General features: G+C 64.2%; 15 protein-coding genes. 7 read left to right on the top strand and 8 right to left on the bottom strand.

Annotated elements, in window-relative coordinates; translation table 11 throughout:
* The first annotated feature begins 12 nt into the window (after positions 1 to 12).
* Genes VWN43_RS11370 through VWN43_RS11360 form a run of 3 tightly spaced genes read left to right on the top strand, consistent with a single transcriptional unit; the run spans position 13 to position 4,255 of the window.
* Complete coding sequence (locus VWN43_RS11370; protein WP_320181651.1) at positions 13 to 1,464, top strand: hypothetical protein; 1,452 nt, start codon at positions 13 to 15, stop codon at positions 1,462 to 1,464.
* Positions 1,461 to 3,779 (top strand): hypothetical protein, encoded by a 2,319-nt coding sequence (locus tag VWN43_RS11365; RefSeq protein ID WP_320181652.1) that lies wholly within the window; start codon positions 1,461 to 1,463, stop codon positions 3,777 to 3,779. The genes VWN43_RS11370 and VWN43_RS11365 overlap by 4 nt, the downstream gene beginning before the upstream one ends.
* The gene (locus VWN43_RS11360; protein WP_320181653.1) at positions 3,776 to 4,255 is read left to right on the top strand and encodes a hypothetical protein; all 480 of its coding nucleotides are present in this window, start codon (positions 3,776 to 3,778) and stop codon (positions 4,253 to 4,255) included. The genes VWN43_RS11365 and VWN43_RS11360 overlap by 4 nt, the downstream gene beginning before the upstream one ends.
* On the opposite strand, the gene VWN43_RS11355 is transcribed toward VWN43_RS11360, so the two are convergent.
* The 4 genes from VWN43_RS11355 to VWN43_RS11340 all read right to left on the bottom strand — a co-directional run bounded on the left by VWN43_RS11355 (position 4,252) and on the right by VWN43_RS11340 (position 5,918).
* Positions 4,252 to 4,590 carry a hypothetical protein gene (locus VWN43_RS11355; RefSeq protein WP_320181654.1) on the bottom strand — a complete coding sequence of 113 codons (339 nt, stop codon included), beginning with the start codon at positions 4,588 to 4,590 and terminating at the stop codon, positions 4,252 to 4,254. The genes VWN43_RS11360 and VWN43_RS11355 overlap by 4 nt on opposite strands.
* Before the next feature lie 91 nt (positions 4,591 to 4,681).
* Entirely contained in the window at positions 4,682 to 4,975 is a 294-nt protein-coding gene (locus VWN43_RS11350) for an antitoxin Xre/MbcA/ParS toxin-binding domain-containing protein (protein WP_330767341.1), read from the bottom strand.
* Positions 4,976 to 5,218: 243 nt separating this feature from the next.
* On the bottom strand, positions 5,219 to 5,341 hold the full coding sequence (locus tag VWN43_RS11345; protein ID WP_320181656.1) for a hypothetical protein: 123 nt from the start codon (positions 5,339 to 5,341) through the stop codon (positions 5,219 to 5,221).
* Between the two features lie 109 nt (positions 5,342 to 5,450).
* The gene (locus VWN43_RS11340; protein ID WP_320181657.1) at positions 5,451 to 5,918 is read right to left on the bottom strand and encodes a hypothetical protein; all 468 of its coding nucleotides are present in this window, start codon (positions 5,916 to 5,918) and stop codon (positions 5,451 to 5,453) included.
* Between the two features lie 252 nt (positions 5,919 to 6,170).
* On the opposite strand from VWN43_RS11340, the gene VWN43_RS11335 reads away from it, so the two are divergent.
* The 3 genes from VWN43_RS11335 to VWN43_RS11325 are packed head-to-tail and all read left to right on the top strand — an operon-like array spanning position 6,171 to position 10,944.
* Positions 6,171 to 7,535, top strand: coding sequence for a hypothetical protein (locus VWN43_RS11335; RefSeq protein ID WP_320181658.1), 1,365 nt, complete (start codon positions 6,171 to 6,173; stop codon positions 7,533 to 7,535).
* A complete protein-coding gene (locus VWN43_RS11330; protein ID WP_320181659.1) occupies positions 7,532 to 9,937 on the top strand; it encodes an AAA family ATPase in 2,406 nt (801 codons plus the stop codon). The genes VWN43_RS11335 and VWN43_RS11330 overlap by 4 nt, the downstream gene beginning before the upstream one ends.
* Complete coding sequence (locus VWN43_RS11325; protein ID WP_320181660.1) at positions 9,937 to 10,944, top strand: HNH endonuclease family protein; 1,008 nt, start codon at positions 9,937 to 9,939, stop codon at positions 10,942 to 10,944. The genes VWN43_RS11330 and VWN43_RS11325 overlap by 1 nt, the downstream gene beginning before the upstream one ends.
* 60 nt (positions 10,945 to 11,004) lie before the next feature.
* Here VWN43_RS11325 and VWN43_RS11320 read toward each other — a convergent pair whose 3' ends face one another.
* The 4 genes from VWN43_RS11320 to VWN43_RS11305 all read right to left on the bottom strand — a co-directional run bounded on the left by VWN43_RS11320 (position 11,005) and on the right by VWN43_RS11305 (position 15,267).
* Positions 11,005 to 12,174, bottom strand: coding sequence for a restriction endonuclease (locus VWN43_RS11320; RefSeq protein WP_320181661.1), 1,170 nt, complete (start codon positions 12,172 to 12,174; stop codon positions 11,005 to 11,007).
* Positions 12,175 to 12,278: 104 nt separating this feature from the next.
* Entirely contained in the window at positions 12,279 to 12,908 is a 630-nt protein-coding gene (locus VWN43_RS11315; RefSeq protein WP_320181662.1) for a hypothetical protein, read from the bottom strand.
* 77 nt (positions 12,909 to 12,985) lie between these two features.
* Entirely contained in the window at positions 12,986 to 14,173 is a 1,188-nt protein-coding gene (locus VWN43_RS11310) for a hypothetical protein (protein WP_320181663.1), read from the bottom strand.
* A gap of 212 nt (positions 14,174 to 14,385) precedes the next feature.
* Positions 14,386 to 15,267 (bottom strand): LysR family transcriptional regulator, encoded by an 882-nt coding sequence (locus tag VWN43_RS11305; protein WP_320181664.1) that lies wholly within the window; start codon positions 15,265 to 15,267, stop codon positions 14,386 to 14,388.
* Between the two features lie 94 nt (positions 15,268 to 15,361).
* Between VWN43_RS11305 and VWN43_RS11300 the strand changes: the two genes are divergently transcribed.
* Entirely contained in the window at positions 15,362 to 16,243 is an 882-nt protein-coding gene (locus VWN43_RS11300) for an alpha/beta fold hydrolase (RefSeq protein ID WP_320181665.1), read from the top strand.
* Positions 16,244 to 16,266: the final 23 nt, after the last annotated feature.

Here is a 16,266-nt window from a genome sequence, read left to right as displayed (position 1 = left end):
TATGTTTCTTGAATGGAACGTCCCGTCCAGATGCCGCTGTGCCTTTTTCCCGACGAGCCCGATGAGCTCGGCGTTCCAAGGTTCCATGTCTTCAACGACGGCACGATCTGTTCGCCAGGCGGTGTCCTGCGAAGCCTGAGCAAGGTCCTCAGGGACGACGTCGCCACCATGCCGGTGGAAACCTGGAAAAAGTTCAGGCTGCCGATTCGGATCTTCCTCAACACCGAGTTGGAGGCAGGCGAAGACTGGCGGGCGATCTGGCGCGAGGGCGAGGAAGCTGCCGTAGAGAGGCAATTGAAGTTCCTAGTCGCGCGAGGTCACACGCTTGGGGTCAAGCGACCGATAGACGGAGCGCGGCAGCTGTCCCACCCGTCACCTAAGTACGGGAACTTCGACAGGCTGGCCCTGAATTTCCTCTATGACAAGCTGGAGCACGCCAAGCTCACGCGCCGGAACCACAGCCTACTGACCTTCTTCGCCGAGGCCGACATCGAGCAGCGCATCGAATACGTGTCGCTCATGAAGGAGCAGAACCGGAAGTCGGACCACATCGGTCGGCGGTTCTTGGCTCCGAAGAGAGAGGCGAGGATCTCGATACCGGTAGACCCTGCGTCCTGCGTGTCCTTGCTCACGACCGACCTCGAACTCGCCAACGCTCCTGAACTTATCAAGGACTCGAACATCGTCCTGCGCCTCAACGGGAAGCGCCCGATGTCCGTGATACATGCGAATGCCTACGGCTGGGTCATCAAGGGCGCGAAGGATCGGGTCGGCTGTCGTAACAAGCGTCGCGGCGAAGACGTGACGCAGGCGCAGTTCGTCATGCCACCGGACGTACGCGCACGGCTCGTCGAGAGGCTGTCCGCAGAAAAGTCGCCGATCGAGCCTACCAGAACGCTGATGGAGGAGATCGAGGTAAAGGCGGACGAGCTGTTCGGCGCCGACGAAGAGCTTGCGAAAGAGGCCAAGACGTTCTTGGAGAGGGTGGCGATATTCCCACGGCCGAGTGCGGAAACCAGCTTCGACGCCTTCATCACCTACGAAGGCCTGCGATACTGGACGATCAAGGGTCGCGAGATCAGACAGGAGCGCGGAGGTCACAAGCCGATCCTGTTCAACGACGGGAGGCGGGAACCCACTCTCCGCGACTATCGTAGGGCGACGATCACCCGGCAGGTTCTTGAGCTCTTCGCGAATACCACCAAGGGATCGCAGGAACGGGCGGACGGTCTGATGGAGATCGCGACTAAGCACGACCAAAGTACCGACCAGAGCAAGGCCTATGCAGACTGGGCATACCAGCTCGAGGCCGAACGCGAGGCCCTCGAGGACTACGCAGCAGAAGAGGCCGCGATGAAAGCGCATGAGAAGGTCGTGATCGGAGAGACCGAAAGGAACGGCGAGGGTACGCTCGATGCGGACCTCGCGCATCTCGCCGACCGCCCGAAGGATCTCGCTACATGACGGTCGCGCAAGTCGTCCGCAAAGTCGATACGCTCACGATGTCGCTTCGAGCAGCGGGCATGCGCCTCGGGCTCGCGGACTGGCAGGCCGCCCGCGTCGCCTACTACGGAGGCATGCCGGTCGAAAGGAATGGACGACACTGGAAGGTGTCGCTCGACCCCGCATGGAAGGACGGGACCGACCTCTACGATGCATACGTCGCCGGCATTGTCGAATGGGACGATGAAACGAGCTACGCACACAGGAGGATCCGCGTCGCCGCGCGCGTACCACATGACCATCCTTGGCCCGATGGCCTGGATGACTTCGCACTCGCTTCTCAAGGCGTGGTCGGACTGACGAGAACGGAGCTGCGCGCGTACTTCGTGACCCGACGTGACGCTCCCGACGAGCACGTGGACAGGCTCACCGGCCGCCTTCTCCAAAGTTTCGAGCAGAGGCGCACGAAGCGCCATCGAGTCGGCTGCGACATCCGCGTCATGCTGTTGCGCCATCCCGATCTCGCACTACCCGGCACATGTGTCACCGACGACGAGATGGAGAAGCCGCCACCGGAATGGCTCGGATCAGCGATGGGATGCGGTCATGTGTCGGAACTGGCGTGCGCGGCGCAGATCGTCGCGGCCGAAGGAAAGGGGGCCCGGCACAGGCGGATCGGGCGGGGGTTCGAATTCGTCGCCACCAAGCTCGTCGACATGGCCGTGGACGGACCGCCCACTCCGGAGGTCCTGGTCCGTGCGCTGCACGGTGTCTTGGACGACGCGATCAGGCTCAAGAGCGTCGCGAGGGCCCGAGTGGAAGGGGTGAGGGCCGTCCTCGCCGTTCTTCGGGGACTCTCTATCTATCTGATGGGACATCCCGACCAGCTCGGACGTATCGCACCGCTCCTGTCGAGGGCCGTCCATCGGGACGCGCTGTTGCGGACCAGGCTTCGCAGACTGGAAAAGAGCGTTCGCGTCAAGTCCATGGAAAACAGGAAGAAGGAGGCCGAGGAGGTCACGAACCGCTTTGGGGAGTTCCGTCGGACGGTGGCGGCGCGGGCACTCGAGGCCAAGGCCTGTGGAGCGCAGATCGCCGAAGCCCGGTCGAAAGCGGAAGAGCACTTTGAAAGATTCGACGCAGGCGAGCGCGACGATCCATATTACGAGGTCTTCGTCGCGTTACCGGTGTTCGACGACGACAGCCGCCCACTGCCCGAGGCGAGACAGCTGGCCTGTTGGCGAGTGTGGCGTGAGGGTGACCTGTGGCGTTCGATCGATCCACGGCAGGACATGTGTCCGAGCTGGTGCGGCCTGGATCAGGAGGACCGTAGAGCGCTCGCCATCACCGCGCAGGTCCACCAGGGCTTGGCCACGGCGGTGTCGTCGCATGGCAATGGCACGGACCTTATCATGGAGTTCGTCGAGTGCCTCCCGGACGTAGGCGGCCGCACCAGCGAATTGCATCTCGTCAAGCCCTATCGGCTCGGCCTAGTGACGGCTCCGTTGGAGTCGCCTCCCCAGCTGCAACGCGAAAGAACCGCCTACGTCCTGGAGAACAAGCTCCCCCACGCTCCTGGTTCGATGCCGCTTGGGGGACATGGGCTCGATGGCATCTCGATCGCACGATGGGCCCGGCAGACGGGGCGGTGCGTGGTGCCTCTCGACGAGGCGGTCATGGGAACTCGATTCGCACACTGTTTCGTGGACATCGTCGCGGACAGTCTCGCGCGGCGCATGGAGGTCCTGCAGATCGTCCAGACCGCCGACTGCATCCGCCACGACCTCGGGGCCTCGGCCAACCTTCCCGGCTTCAAGGCGGTGCCCAAGCGCCGGACGAGCGAGGAAGGTTTCGTCTTGTCCGCGACGACATGTTCCTCCCTTCTGCAATTGGCGAGAGACGTGGCGATTGCCACCGGGCATGAAGATGGGTGGCTGAGGGACGTGCCGGGCGAAATCAGCCTGCCGGAGAGACTAGCGCGACGAGCACCCTTCGTGTTCCAGTGGGGCGGCAGAGCCCTCGGAGCCGCGACCGTCGGTTACCTTGTCGCGCTCCTGTCGGCTGGGTTCGGTAAGGTGAGCTTCCATATCCTTCGTCACGCGGCGTCCAACAACATGAGGCGACGAGGCGTCCACGCGGCCGCCGTGCAGGCGATGCTCAACCACCAGTCGAGTATGCTCAGCGACTACTACAGCGCACCGACCGAATTCCAGGTCCAGCAGGATCTCGCCCGCGCGGAGAAGGAGCAACAACTTCTTGTGCGGGAGATCGCGGCCCGCGAGCGACGGGTTGCCGGGAACAAGGTGGAGAAGAAGCGCGAGGAGACGATGCGATGAACGGCAAGGCGAACGGCCCGAAGGCACCCTACAGACCAGGTCCTCCAAAAGGAAGGACACCGCTCGTCCCGGGGACTGAGCTCACGCGCAGTCAGTTGGCGATCGAGGTCGGCATGGACTTGGTCGAACGCGCCATCAAACCGACGATCGAGGCCGTGAACAGTCGGGAACCTCTACTCACTCTGGGTTGGCTCAACGCGAACAGCAAGGTCCTGGAACCCTGCCGCGCGAAATGGAGAGGGGAGAAGGCGGCGGAAACCGCGCAGGTCGAGGACGAGAACGTCGTGTCACTCGACCGGGCCCGCGCAGACAGGGCCATCGCCGAACTGAGGGAAGAGAAGGCCAAGCACGAGCAGACCAGGGAAGAGCTGCGCGAGGCCAATGTCCTCATAAGCAGGCTGCTGAAGGGCTTCGCGGAGGAGATGCCTCTGGAAGAGGAGCCGGAGGAGAAACCTAAGGGTGAGGTGTCGGTCTAGCGCTCGACGCGTGCGAGCTCTCCGGCAAGGTCGACGAGGAAGGACGCGTCGAACGCCCGGACCACGCCGCGTCGCGCCGCGCGGTCGCAGACCGCCTCGAGATCGACCAGGAACTTGTGACGGCGGCGATCAGAGGCGTCGGCGGTCCCCCATAAGCTGCCGACGTCGCGGTTGGGAAGGCCCTCTGCGGGGACACCCATGGTGTCGAGATGCAGGTAACGACGCCTGCCGCTGACGAGGCATTCCAGTCTGAGCTCGCGCAGGTGCGCGTCGTCGGCCTCGAGGGCGACCCGGCGCCAGAAGGCGGCGTCGGGCCGGCCCGAGACCTGGCGCAACAGGCACGAGCCCGAGGATGAGGGCGGAAGGCGCCACCAGCAACGCACGCGGCTCCATCGCCGTCCGCCGGGGACCACCGCACGGTTCGGATCAGTCGACGAGGGCATCGTGGAGGATGCGAAGGTGGTCCCTTACTCGTCTCGCCCCGCAGAGGTTCCCCATCGCCATGTCCAGCGGGGTCCGACCTGCGAAGATGTCGCCGTGATGGCGCAACCATTCGCCTCCCCTCGTCGCACCGAAGACGGCGACGGCCAGCATTAGGATCTCGTCGACGATGCGCAGCCGCGTCTCGATCGCGTTGGCGGAAGCCCCCAGCCCCGCGTCGAGAAGTGAGTCGGCCTCGTCCTCGTGCAGGTCCAGCGATGCGCACCGGGCGCGAACCATGGACCTGAGATGTCCCAACTCGTCGAAACATACCAACGTGACTTCTCCTGAAACTCACCACACGCCGACCTCAACGATACTACTTTAAAGCAGTTCCCCGAAATTTCGGTGGCGAGGGCGTGACGGCGGTCGGTGGACCGATATCGCGACGGCAGGGGGACCAGTGGGAGGGGCCCACCATGAATGAAGGGAAAAGCATATGAAGAGACATCGCGATCACACGGTCACGCGACGACTGCGGACCTACGCCCCGTCCGCCTTGGCGATCGTCGGTGCGTTCTGGTCCGTGTCGGCATCGTCCACGGTTCCGCGCGAGCCGTCGGCACCAGTGGCCGTAGAGCGGATACGTGTCGGCGATACGAGCATGGAGAGCGGCGCCGAGGCGGGCCTCGCACATGAGGGGACGGACGTCATGAGCCTGCTGGAGCCGGGGCCGTTGGCGGACAGCCCCGCGGCTTCGGCCATGTCGATCGCGCTACTCCTCTACGGGCTTCTTCTCGTCGCGTTCGCGATCGGACGGGCGCTCGAACAACGAGAGGAACCGTTCGATCATCGAGACCTTCTCCTCCTCCTCGACGGAATCCTCTTCGGCACCGTCGCCATCCTCTACGTCTGAGGGGCCATGCCTCCGGCTGGGATCGCGCTGGCCGGGCGTGCGCCAATCACGTCGGCAGTCGAGGACGATCGAACCGACATGGAGGTAAATGTTCACAGCACGATCGTCGCTCTGCTTGGCGCCGCGTAATTGAGCCTCCCCAGCCTCGCCATGTCGCTCGGGCATGGCGATCATGAGCGACGCCAATGCCCACATTGACGACAGGCTGGCGAAAACCAGCATGAAGTAGCCCGGCAGCTCGCTGTCGGAAGAGCTGGCGTGCAGATACCAGGAACCCATCATCAGCAGCATGGCGACGAACAAAAGCAACAACTTGAAAACGCGCATGGGCGAATCGACCTCGTTCCTTCGACTGGTCCGATCGGAGCCTGCGGACTAGCGGAGGGAAGGTTACCGGCAGGCAAACCGGTGGCGTGGACCGTTGGGTTCCCGCGCGCCGTAGACCGCCTCGATCGACTCGGTTGGCCACCCGGCCTCGCGCATCGAACCCAACCTTGCTATCGTACCCACGAGGAGGAGAACATGCGGCGAAGATCGCTCCTTCTCCGGCGGACCCGAACGACCGGGAGGAGGGGCTTGGTGACCGCGACGAAGAAGACCGCCGTGATCTTGATACACGGAATCGGCGAACAGAGGCCGATGGACACCATGTGGAGCTTCATGGACGCCGCATGGGTGCAGGACGACGCCATGGTCGAGGAATACGACCGGGCGATATACTCGAAACCGGGCGACACCGCGGAGAACCACGAGCTCCGGCGCGTCACGACACGCGGCGACAGGCACTCGGGTCGTCGCTTCGACTTCCACGAATACTACTGGGCGCACATGATGCCCGACAACCGGCTCTCGGACGTGCTCGGCTGGCTCGCGTCGCTGTTCGTCCGCCTTCCCGGAACGTTGCCGAGCGGCTATCTCGGTCACTGGATCCTCGCCTGGACGCTGACCTTCGTCGCTGCAGGCTGCTACGTCGCCTTTCTCCTCGATTCCGACAGGTTGGGATGGGCGAGCGGTCTGGCGACCCTCCTGCTCCCCATCGTCACGAGCTTGGTGCTCAACGCTATCGTCCCGGTGGTTGGCGACGCCGCACGCTACCTCAGGGCCGCGCCGCGCAATGTCGAGGCGAGGCAACGGATCAGGGCGGAGGGCATGAAGCTCCTCGCCCGGCTTCATCGCACTGGCGACTACGACCGTATCGTCGTGTTGGGGCACAGCCTCGGTTCGCTCGTCGCGTACGACGTCCTCACGCATGCATGGGCCGGTCTTGACGAGCGAAAACTGGAGGGGCGACACGCCGAAGGATCAGACGCGATGCGTCTCCTCGCCGACGTGGAGAACGCGGGCGCCGCGCTGTTCGAGGACGAGAAAGCCGACGACGGATCGCTCGTCGCGAAGAAGGGCGCACACGACGAGCGTTCCCGCTTCCGCGAGGCGCAGCGCGCATATCGGAGGGAGCTCGCGTCTGGGGAAGGGGCTCCCTGGCTGGTCAGCGACCTGATCACCCTCGGCTCGCCCCTCGGCAAGGCCGACATCCTGCTCGCCGGATCGCCTTCCGCATTCGAGACGCGCAAGAAGAGGCGCGAATTCCCCATCTGCCCTCCCTTCTACGAGTATTGGGCGAAAGACGTGAAGAGATTCAGCTTTCCTAGGGACGCCAAGTCCCGCATCCCGCACCATGCCGCACCCTTCGCGGCGACCGTCTGGTCCAACGTCCATTTCGAGACGAGGCTGCTGCTGCTCGGCGACCCCGTGGCGGGTCCGGTCGCCCCGCACTTCGGTCCCGGGGTGGTCGACCACGCCTTGAGTTCGGCCGGCCTTCGGTTCCGCCATCTCGACTACTGGCGCATGCCTTCGGGAAAGGCGACCCCGGCCGTCCGTGCCCTGCGGACCGCCCTCGATCTTCGGGACGTAGGTGACGTGGAAACCAGAGAGCACGAAGGATGAGGTTCGTCGACAGATCGAGGACCGCACCGCCTGAGTTCATCTTGCGGTCGCGCGAGATCGGACAGATGCGCGAGGAGGTGCTGCAGGCGTTCGAACTCGCGTCGGCAAGTCGCGCGCAGGCGCGGATCAGGGTCAAGGCCGCGAGGGTCGGTTACGCGATATGGCGCGAGCTCGGGGACCTGTTCGAGGGCCGATGCGCCTTCTGCGAGAGCGCCTGCGACGTAGACGAGAAGTCGGCGTATCCCTTCAGGCCCGACACCGAGGCCGAACCGGTCGCGGACCATGCGACCAGTCACCTCTACTACGTCTGGCTCGCGACCTCGTGGGACAACTGGTTCCTGATCTGCGAAGGATGCAGGCCCGACAATCCCGCCCACTTCCCGGTGAGAAAGCGTCGTTCGCCGCTCCCGAGCCTAGAGATGCTGCGGGAATTCAGTCTGCCTCGACCAGACCGACACGAGCCGGACTTCTCGCAGGGCTACGAGCCCTGGGAGACCCGTCGCAGACCGAAAGGCGGCGACCCGCTCTTCATCCCGTCCTGGTCCGACCTCGAGAGACGTCATGGCGTCGCTCGGACCGAGGACGCCCTGCTGCTCGACCCGACGCGCGATCGCGCCATCCACGAGCACCTCGCCGTCGGACCTGACGGCGTTCTCGTCGCACTCGACCCGCGCGGCGACGCTACGCTGGGCCATTTCCATCTCAACCGCCCGGAACTCGTCGAACGACGTCGGGACGCGATCGGGGAACTCGAATGGAGGCTACTCAGGTCGAAAGCCGGAGAAATCGATCCGCACGACCTCGACTTCCCAGGAATCCTGCGAATGCGGCTGCGCCTGCTCGGCCTCGCCATGTCGGAGATTCAGGGGACGAGGTTGGACCCACGAGACGTGCTTGGGTCCGTCGGCCGCATGCTGCGATCTGATGGGGGACGAAGCCTGTTCGAGGAGCTCCGTCGCGCCGACCCCCTGGACGTCCTCGACGCCCACCCGAGCATATCGGCGAGGCGGGTCCACCCTCCCACGCGTGCGACACCTCGCAAGACCGCGAGGCTGACGAAGGTATCGATCGAGAACTTCAAGTCGCTGGAGCGACTCTCCTTCCCAATCCCGGCCGAGCCCGCAGCGAGCGTCAAGGCGACCTCCGATGCGGTCTGCGGGTCGCTCCTCATCCTCGGCGAGAACGCCACGGGGAAGAGCAGCATCCTCGAGGCGTGCGTGCTCGCGCTCATGGACGACAGGGACCGGGAAGCTCTTCGACTGTCACCGCGGGGACTGATCCTCGACCCATCGTTCATGGACCCCGACAGCGCGCCCGGGCCCGACCACGCGGTCGTCGAGATCGGCTTTGAGGACGGCTCGGCCTCCAGGACGCTCATCACACCGAAGGGCTTCGACGTCTCGTACGAGGAGGAGGTGCCGCCCGTGTTCGCATACGGCGCCTTCCGGCAGTACCTCGACAAGCAACTGGTCCGTCTACCGGCAGGTCACCACGTGCGGACCCTGTTCCAGTCGGACAGGCTTCTTCCGAACCCGACGAACTGGCTCCTGGACCTCGACCGGGACGAGTTCGACGAGGTGGTGAGGGCGCTGCGGTCGATCTTCGCGGTCGAAGGCGATTTCGACGTCGTGGAGCGCGGCGAGAAGGACTGCTTCATCGTGACGCCATACCTGCACGGCGGCGTCGAGAGACGCGAGCGCACTCCGCTGAAGCTCGTCTCGTCGGGCTTCCGCGCTGTCCTCGCCATGGCGTGCGACATCATGCGGGGCCTGATGAGGCAGCCGGGCTTCCAGACCCTGTATGGAGCACGCGCGATCGTCTTCGTCGACGAGATCGAGGCCCATCTGCATCCGCGATGGAAGATCGCGATCATGTCCGCCCTGCGCGAGGCGCTCCCCAACGTGACCTTCGTCGTCACATCGCACGATCCGCTCTGCCTGCGTGGGATGGGAAGCGGCGAAGTCCTGGTGCTCAACCGTGTCCGAGGTGCCGACGACGTGGACAGCGAACACCCGGTGTTCATCGAGTCGCTCTCGACGCTGCCCGACATCGAGGAGTTGACCATCGAGCAGCTCCTCACGGCCGACTTCTTCCAGCTCGCCTCAACCGACGCACGTGCGACCGAGCTGGAATACGCCCGCATCGCCGATCTGCTCCGCGACATGGCGGCCGACGGACCAGCAGCCCTCGACAGCCTCACCGAACGCGAGCTGTCGGCCTTCAGGGCCTTCGCCTCGGAGGTGAACGGGGCGCTCCCCGTCGGTGACAGCGAGATACAGAGGCTCGTGCAGGAAGCCGTCGCGCAGTTCCTCGCCGAACGAGACGTCCTGTCGTCGGAAAGGGTGTCGAACCTAAGGGCTCGGACGCGCCAGCGGATCGTCGAGATCCTCGGACGCGCCTGATGAGGAGCATAGCGCGACCGAGCGGATCGCTTCCTGCCGATCTCTCCGAGAAGCAACGCGAGGAACTCGATCAGGCTCGCGCCTACTTCGGCCTGTCGGCGCAGGATCGCGCCACCGCCCGCAAGGCGCAGTTCAAGGCCTACAAGCTCGCTTCGGTGAAGGTCGGTCTCGAGAAGCTGTTCGGGGGCAAGTGCGCCTATTGCGAGAGCGTCTACGACAGCACCGCTCCGGTCGACGTTGAACACTACCGTCCGAAGGGTCGGGTGCAGGAGGCACCCGACCACGACGGATACTGGTGGTTGGCGGCGGACTGGGACAATCTCCTGCCTAGCTGCATCGACTGCAACCGGAGGAGAAGGCAACCCACTCCCAAACCGGGGATCGACCTCGCGGAGATGCACTCCGACCTCAGGGCGACGACTGCCATTACCTCGACGGGGAAGAAGGACGCCTTCCCTCTCGCGGACGAGGGCAGACGCGCGCGAGGCGAGGGCGACGACATCGGAAGGGAGAGTCCTCTCCTGCTCAATCCTTGCATCGACCGGCCGGAGGATGTCCTGGACTTCACCTTCCACCCGCACGTCGGTGCCTCGATCGTCTACGCGAAGGGAGACGCGACCCCCGCCGACGCGATGAATCCCGTCGGTGCTGACGTGGACGGCGAGGAGGTCCGCCGGCACGCCGACGAGTCCGAGATCGACCTCGTCGCGGCCATGTCGATCCATACCTACGGCCTGAACAGGGTGGGTCTCGTCCAGGCGAGGACGCGCGTCGTCCGGCAACTGCAGTTCCTCGCAGGGCTGGTCGTGGATCTCGACGAGATGGTCGCGCAGGTCGAGGCCTCCGCCGCATCCGACGACGTGAAGCAACTCGTCCTCACCAAGTCATCGGCGATGCAGGACAGGATACTTCGGGAGGTGCGAGCGATGACGGAACCGACCCAGCCCTATTCGGCCACGGCGAAGGCATGGGTCGACGAGTTCCTATCGCTCGGCGGCATGTCCTAGCCACGACGGTGCCGTATCCGCGAACGAAATGGGAATGGACGAGACTTCGAGCTTGTCGGCTCACCAGCTCACCCGCCAGGCCGACGTGTCCAGCCATCCTCGCTCGACCAGTCGCGTCAGAGATTCGCCGTCGTCCAGACGGTTCAGGATCGTCCTGACGAGAGCCGGCAGGACGCGCCCGAAACAGACCTCGTCGGGCAACTCGCCCACGAAATCGGGATCGACCTTCGGATATCTCCGGTGCAGGTCGCGGCGGTGCTCCTGTATCGCCACGATCTCGCTAGACGGCAGGAAGACCGCATGTGTGTCGTCATGCGCCGCGTCCGGCGGCGCGATCCGTATCTTCTCGAGACCGGTCACGTCCGACAGCCCGGGATCGAGCTCCTGCTCGACGAAGGATCGGACGAGGAAGGCCGCGTGCTCCTTCCAGACCAACCGGACGTATTCGCCGAGGGTGTCGTGGCGCAGCAGCAGCTCCAGGCCGGCGATCGATCTGCGCTCGCGATCCTCCAGCTTTTTGAGTTCACCGCGCATCTTGAGGATCTCCTCGCGATCGTCCAGCGAAAGGTCGGGCTCGGACTGCCGGGCCTTGATGCGCAGCAGCAGCTCCTCGCTCTCCCGCTGCCGTATCGCGAGGCGACCTCGCGGGTTGTCGATCAGGTCGTGGATCGTCTCCTTCACCTCCACGTCGAGTTCGCGATCCTCCACGAGCAGCTCGTGGCACTCGGCCGTCCAGGTCCTCAGCAACGGCGCATGCTCGCCTCGCGCGTGGACGCCGAAGTGCTTCGATGCGACCGCCCCATGGCGGGTCGCACGACGCACCAGTTCCCCCCATCCGAAGACTGCGACTCCGAACAGTCCATCCTTCCGGTGCTGCTCATCGAGCTCGCGCGCCCGCTCCTGGAGCGCCGCATCGTCGGGGGCCGAAGACACGAGGATGAACGACCTCAAGGGCGGTTCGAAATCCCTTGCCTTGGTGACCTCCTCCTCGAGTTCACGGCAGGTCACCTGCTTCACCGGCCACACGGACTTCCGTTTGCACTGTATTCCGACAGGCCAAAGGGAGCCCGCCCGCGCGACAATGTCGACACCATGCTGTCGCTGCCCCGCACGCCCGTTGCGGACGAGCGACACATCACCGAACTCATCCTGAAAGGTGTCCGCGCACAATTCCTCGAACTGCTCCCAGCTACGAGGTGGCGCGTAGTCGAACTGCCAACGGTCGGTCATCACTTACCTTCACGGGATAGAGGGAAAGACGGCAACTCATCAGATGCGATCGACCCGCCTCCTGACGCTGCGGGCACCCATTTTGCAGATATGACGACCTCCTTCTAGCATCGCCTCTGACAGCACTCGACGGCTTCCGCCGTTGTGTATCCGAAGGCAAGATCGAACCAGCCTACCCGAATTGCTTCGACGATCCCGAACCAAGGCCGATTTCGGGCGGATGACCTGACCCTCGGTGCCGAGCCGAGCTTCGCGGCCGTATCGGCGATCGCATCGCTCACCGACCGCGACAGGGCAGGCCGTCGTCCGCCCATCTTGTCGGACAGTCGGTCGGGATCCGTAAGGAGCTCCTCCGCAGCCCTGAGCATCGCATCCGCACCTTCCGAAATCGTCCGGCGAAGGTGAGCCGTCCTCATCACGAGAGGGACAGTGGTGCGAGCCGCATGCCCGGATGCGACCTGCGTCCCCGCGGGCGACGAACGCAGCTTGCCGACGTCCCTGCTGAAGTCACGTTCGATTTGCGTGATGATGTCGTCCAGCGTCACCTCGCCCGGTTCGCCCCTACGGGAGTAGAACCAGTCCTCGACGCCGACATCGGCGATCCCGACCAGGCGTGGCTCGGAACTCCGGCGATGCAGCCATGTACGGTCCGCGCGCCCTTCGCCGTCTGACGTCCTGTCGAGAAATCCCCTCTGCAGGAACCTCGGGAGGTAATGCTGCCGTTTGCCCGCCATACGCCCGGATATCGGCCCAGCGAGGGCTCATGCCAAGAGGCAGGCGAATTCTCGGTCCAGTGCCATGTCGAGATCGATCAGCCGCAGTCGATCAGGGGCGAGGCGTCCGTGGCCCGCGGATCCGAACCCAAGAAGTCGCGGAAGAACGTCGAATGATCCGCTGCCTGCCGGACGTAGACCGAATAGTCGTGCAGTTCGCGCTCGTCTCCCCAAGGGTCCTCCGGACGACCGAAGTCGTAGACCGACAGCGTGATCCCTGTCCCCCTACCCTCAAGTTCGCGCTTGAGATCGCAGGCCTGCGTCTCGATGGCGCCCAGGCATGACGCCCCTAGCCTACGGCAACCGAGCACGAGCTTGTTCAAGGCGCTGTCGTCCGGCTGGACGACCGTAAGGATCGTGAGGTTCTGCGATAGCACTCCCCGCGATTGGCCACCGAAGGTACTCGATGGCGTCGCAGGGGCGAACATGCCCAAGCGGGCGTCCGAGAGTTGCGGGATCCGATCCGGCCCGCGATCCTCGTCGCGGTGTCGGGCGAACCGACCATACCAGCGGTTCGTCGTCGGATCCTGCAGCTGGGGAAGGGCGATCGTGGGGTCGCCGAAGGTCGCACCAGCGACGAACGCTCCCGAACTGTGAGTGAGCACACGCCAGGAAGGAGATCCCGACGCCGTCGTCCAAGCTTCCTCGACGCCATTGAAGAGACGGCGCAACGCGAACCCCGCGAGCGGCCCCGTGGACTGCGCTCGTGACCAGCAGCCTATGCCCTTGTCGTTGCCTCTGCACCCGTCCCAGTAGACCTCCACGAAACCTATCTTGCGATCAGCGGGAAGAAAGCGACGCATCTCACGCTCAGCCGTGGCGTAGTTGGCGTCGCTTTCGCGGAACCAGTTGTTGAAACCATAGATCAGGACCCCGATCGTGTCCCTGCCGTCCTCGCCGAAGCGCGCGGCGATGCGCTCCGCGCGCCTCTTCCACATCGTCTCTTGGACCATCTGCCATCGTGCGAAGCAGTCTGTAGTGACGCTGCCGTAGCAGCCTTCGTCGACCGCGTCGCAAAGTTCCTCGAGCTCGCTTCCGGCCCGAGGCTCGAGACAAAGGGCCGGGTCGCCGCCGCGCGCGGCCTCGAAGAGACTTCCGTGCGAGCCGTCGGGGAGGGCATATCCGGCAGCGATACCATCGTCGGGATAGAGATCTCCTCGGGCATCCATGAAGATGCGCACCTCGTCCGGCGCATCGGCGACCGTATTCGGGAAGAAGAACTGCACGTGGTGGTTCGTGCATCCGGCTGAAGTCAGCAGGACAACTGACAGCAGTAGGCTGCATATCCTCATCGTATCCCCCTCGTTCCAAGTTGCGATCAGGCTAAACGCTATGCCATCCCATGGGAAGTGATGGTCGATCGACGCAGGGGAAGACCCGATCGGTTCGCCGCTCGCAGCTCGACGAACTCACGCGAAAGCGATCGCCTGCTTCCGGATCAGGAGCTTGCGGTGATCATGCCGGCCAAATGTTCGACGACGGCGCCCACAAGTCCCTGGTCGTGAACATGGCGCCGGTGCACGACCTGGATCGGAAGCGGGGGCGCACGAAATTCGCGGAGTACCTCCGTGAGCGCTCCCGAAGCCAGATGCTCCTCAACCTGGTAGGAAAGGACGCGTATCAATCCTGCTCCGCGGAGTGCGAATTCGATTGCAGCGCCCGCGTTGTTCGTGGCCACCTCGCAGCGCACGTGCCGGGAACGGAGTCGACCGCCCATCGAGAACCGCCATTGGTCGTCGAACCCCTCCGCGTTGAGGCCGATACAGCGATGGCTGTCGAGGTCGTCCGGTACGGCAGGAACACCGTTGTCGTCGAGGTATCCGGGGGACGCGCAGGTCAGCTGTTCCACCTGACCCAACGTGACCATCTCGAAATTGCCGTCGTTCGGCTCGGCGATCCTGATGGCGAGATCCACGCCTTCCTCCACGAGGTCCACCAGACGATTGAGAAGTAGGAGACGAACGAGGACTTCCGGATGCCTGTCCCTGAAGGGTTGGATGGCGGGGGCGACCACAAGCTGTCCGAAGAGTTCAGGAGCAGTGATGGTCACAGTGCCGGCCAGCTTCCCGTCCCTTGGAGCGTCCAGCTCCTCGAGCATCGCTATCATCTCGCGGTAGGTCTCGAGGTGTCGCAGGCCGGTGGGCGTGAATGCGAGACGCCGGGTGGTCCTCTCCAACAATCGTTCCCCGGCCGAGGCTTCGAGCATCGACAAAGCTCGCGACAACGTCGCTGGCGAGCGCCCCAGCTTGCGCGCGGTGGCTGCGAGCGACCTACTCTCGTCGATCGCGACAAACATCCGCATGGCTTGCAGTCTGTCCATCGTTCGTTGCGCTCCCTGAAACGTGACCTTTCCACATTTCGATATTCCATCGAAATCTGCAATGCCCATCTCTCAGTCGAACAGGAGGTTTCCCATGTCCACCCGATATAATTTCCAGAACGTCGAAGGTATCGACGTGTTCTACCGCGAGGCCGGCCCAAGCGACGCGCCCGTGATCCTGCTTCTTCACGGCTTCCCGTCGTCGAGCCACATGTTCCGCGATCTCATTCCTCTGCTCTCCCGGAGAAACAGGGTGATAGCACCCGACCTGCCGGGCTTCGGAAAGACGTTGCCCGATGAGCAAGACGGTTTCGAATATACGTTCGAGAACCTTACGAAGGTCGTGACAGGCTTCTGCGACGAGCTGTCGCTGGACCGCTTCGCACTCTACGTATTCGACTACGGGGCACCCATCGGCTTTCGCATGGCGATGCGGCAACCGGAAAGGATCACTGCGATCATATCGCAGAACGGCAACGCCTACGAGGAAGGCTTCAGTCCAGAGTGGGCGGCGTGGATGGACTACTGGCGCGACCCGAGCGACGAGAACCGCGAGGCGTGCAGGCCGAGCCTAAGCCCCGAGACCATCAGGGATTGGCAGTACGGAACGGGAGCGGACAGCCGGCTGCTCGCTCCTGACGGATATGAGCTCGACATCGCCTACATGGCGCGTCCAGGTGCGGAAGAGCGGCAACTCGATCTGATACTCGACTATCGGAGCAACGTGGCCCTGTACCCCGACTTCCAGGCCTACTTCCGCGATCGGCAGCCACTCTTCCTCGCCGTCTGGGGCAGGCACGATCCCGCCTTCCTCCCCGCCGGGGCCGACGCCTTCAAGAGAGACCTGCCCGAGGCCAAGGTGCACCTCCTAGACGCTGGCCACTTCGCTCTCGAAACGCATGCGATGGAAATCGCATGCATGGTCCAGAGCTTCCTCGACCGGAACCAACCCGTCCCGGCTCGAGCTGCCGATTAGGGAGGGGCCGTGTCGACGCACAT

Source organism: Qipengyuania sp. HL-TH1 (assembly GCF_036365825.1).
In the GTDB taxonomy this organism is placed as follows: domain Bacteria; phylum Pseudomonadota; class Alphaproteobacteria; order Sphingomonadales; family Sphingomonadaceae; genus Qipengyuania; species Qipengyuania profunda.
Note: the sequence above shows the minus strand (reverse complement) of the source record. Positions and strands in the feature narration are given on the sequence as shown.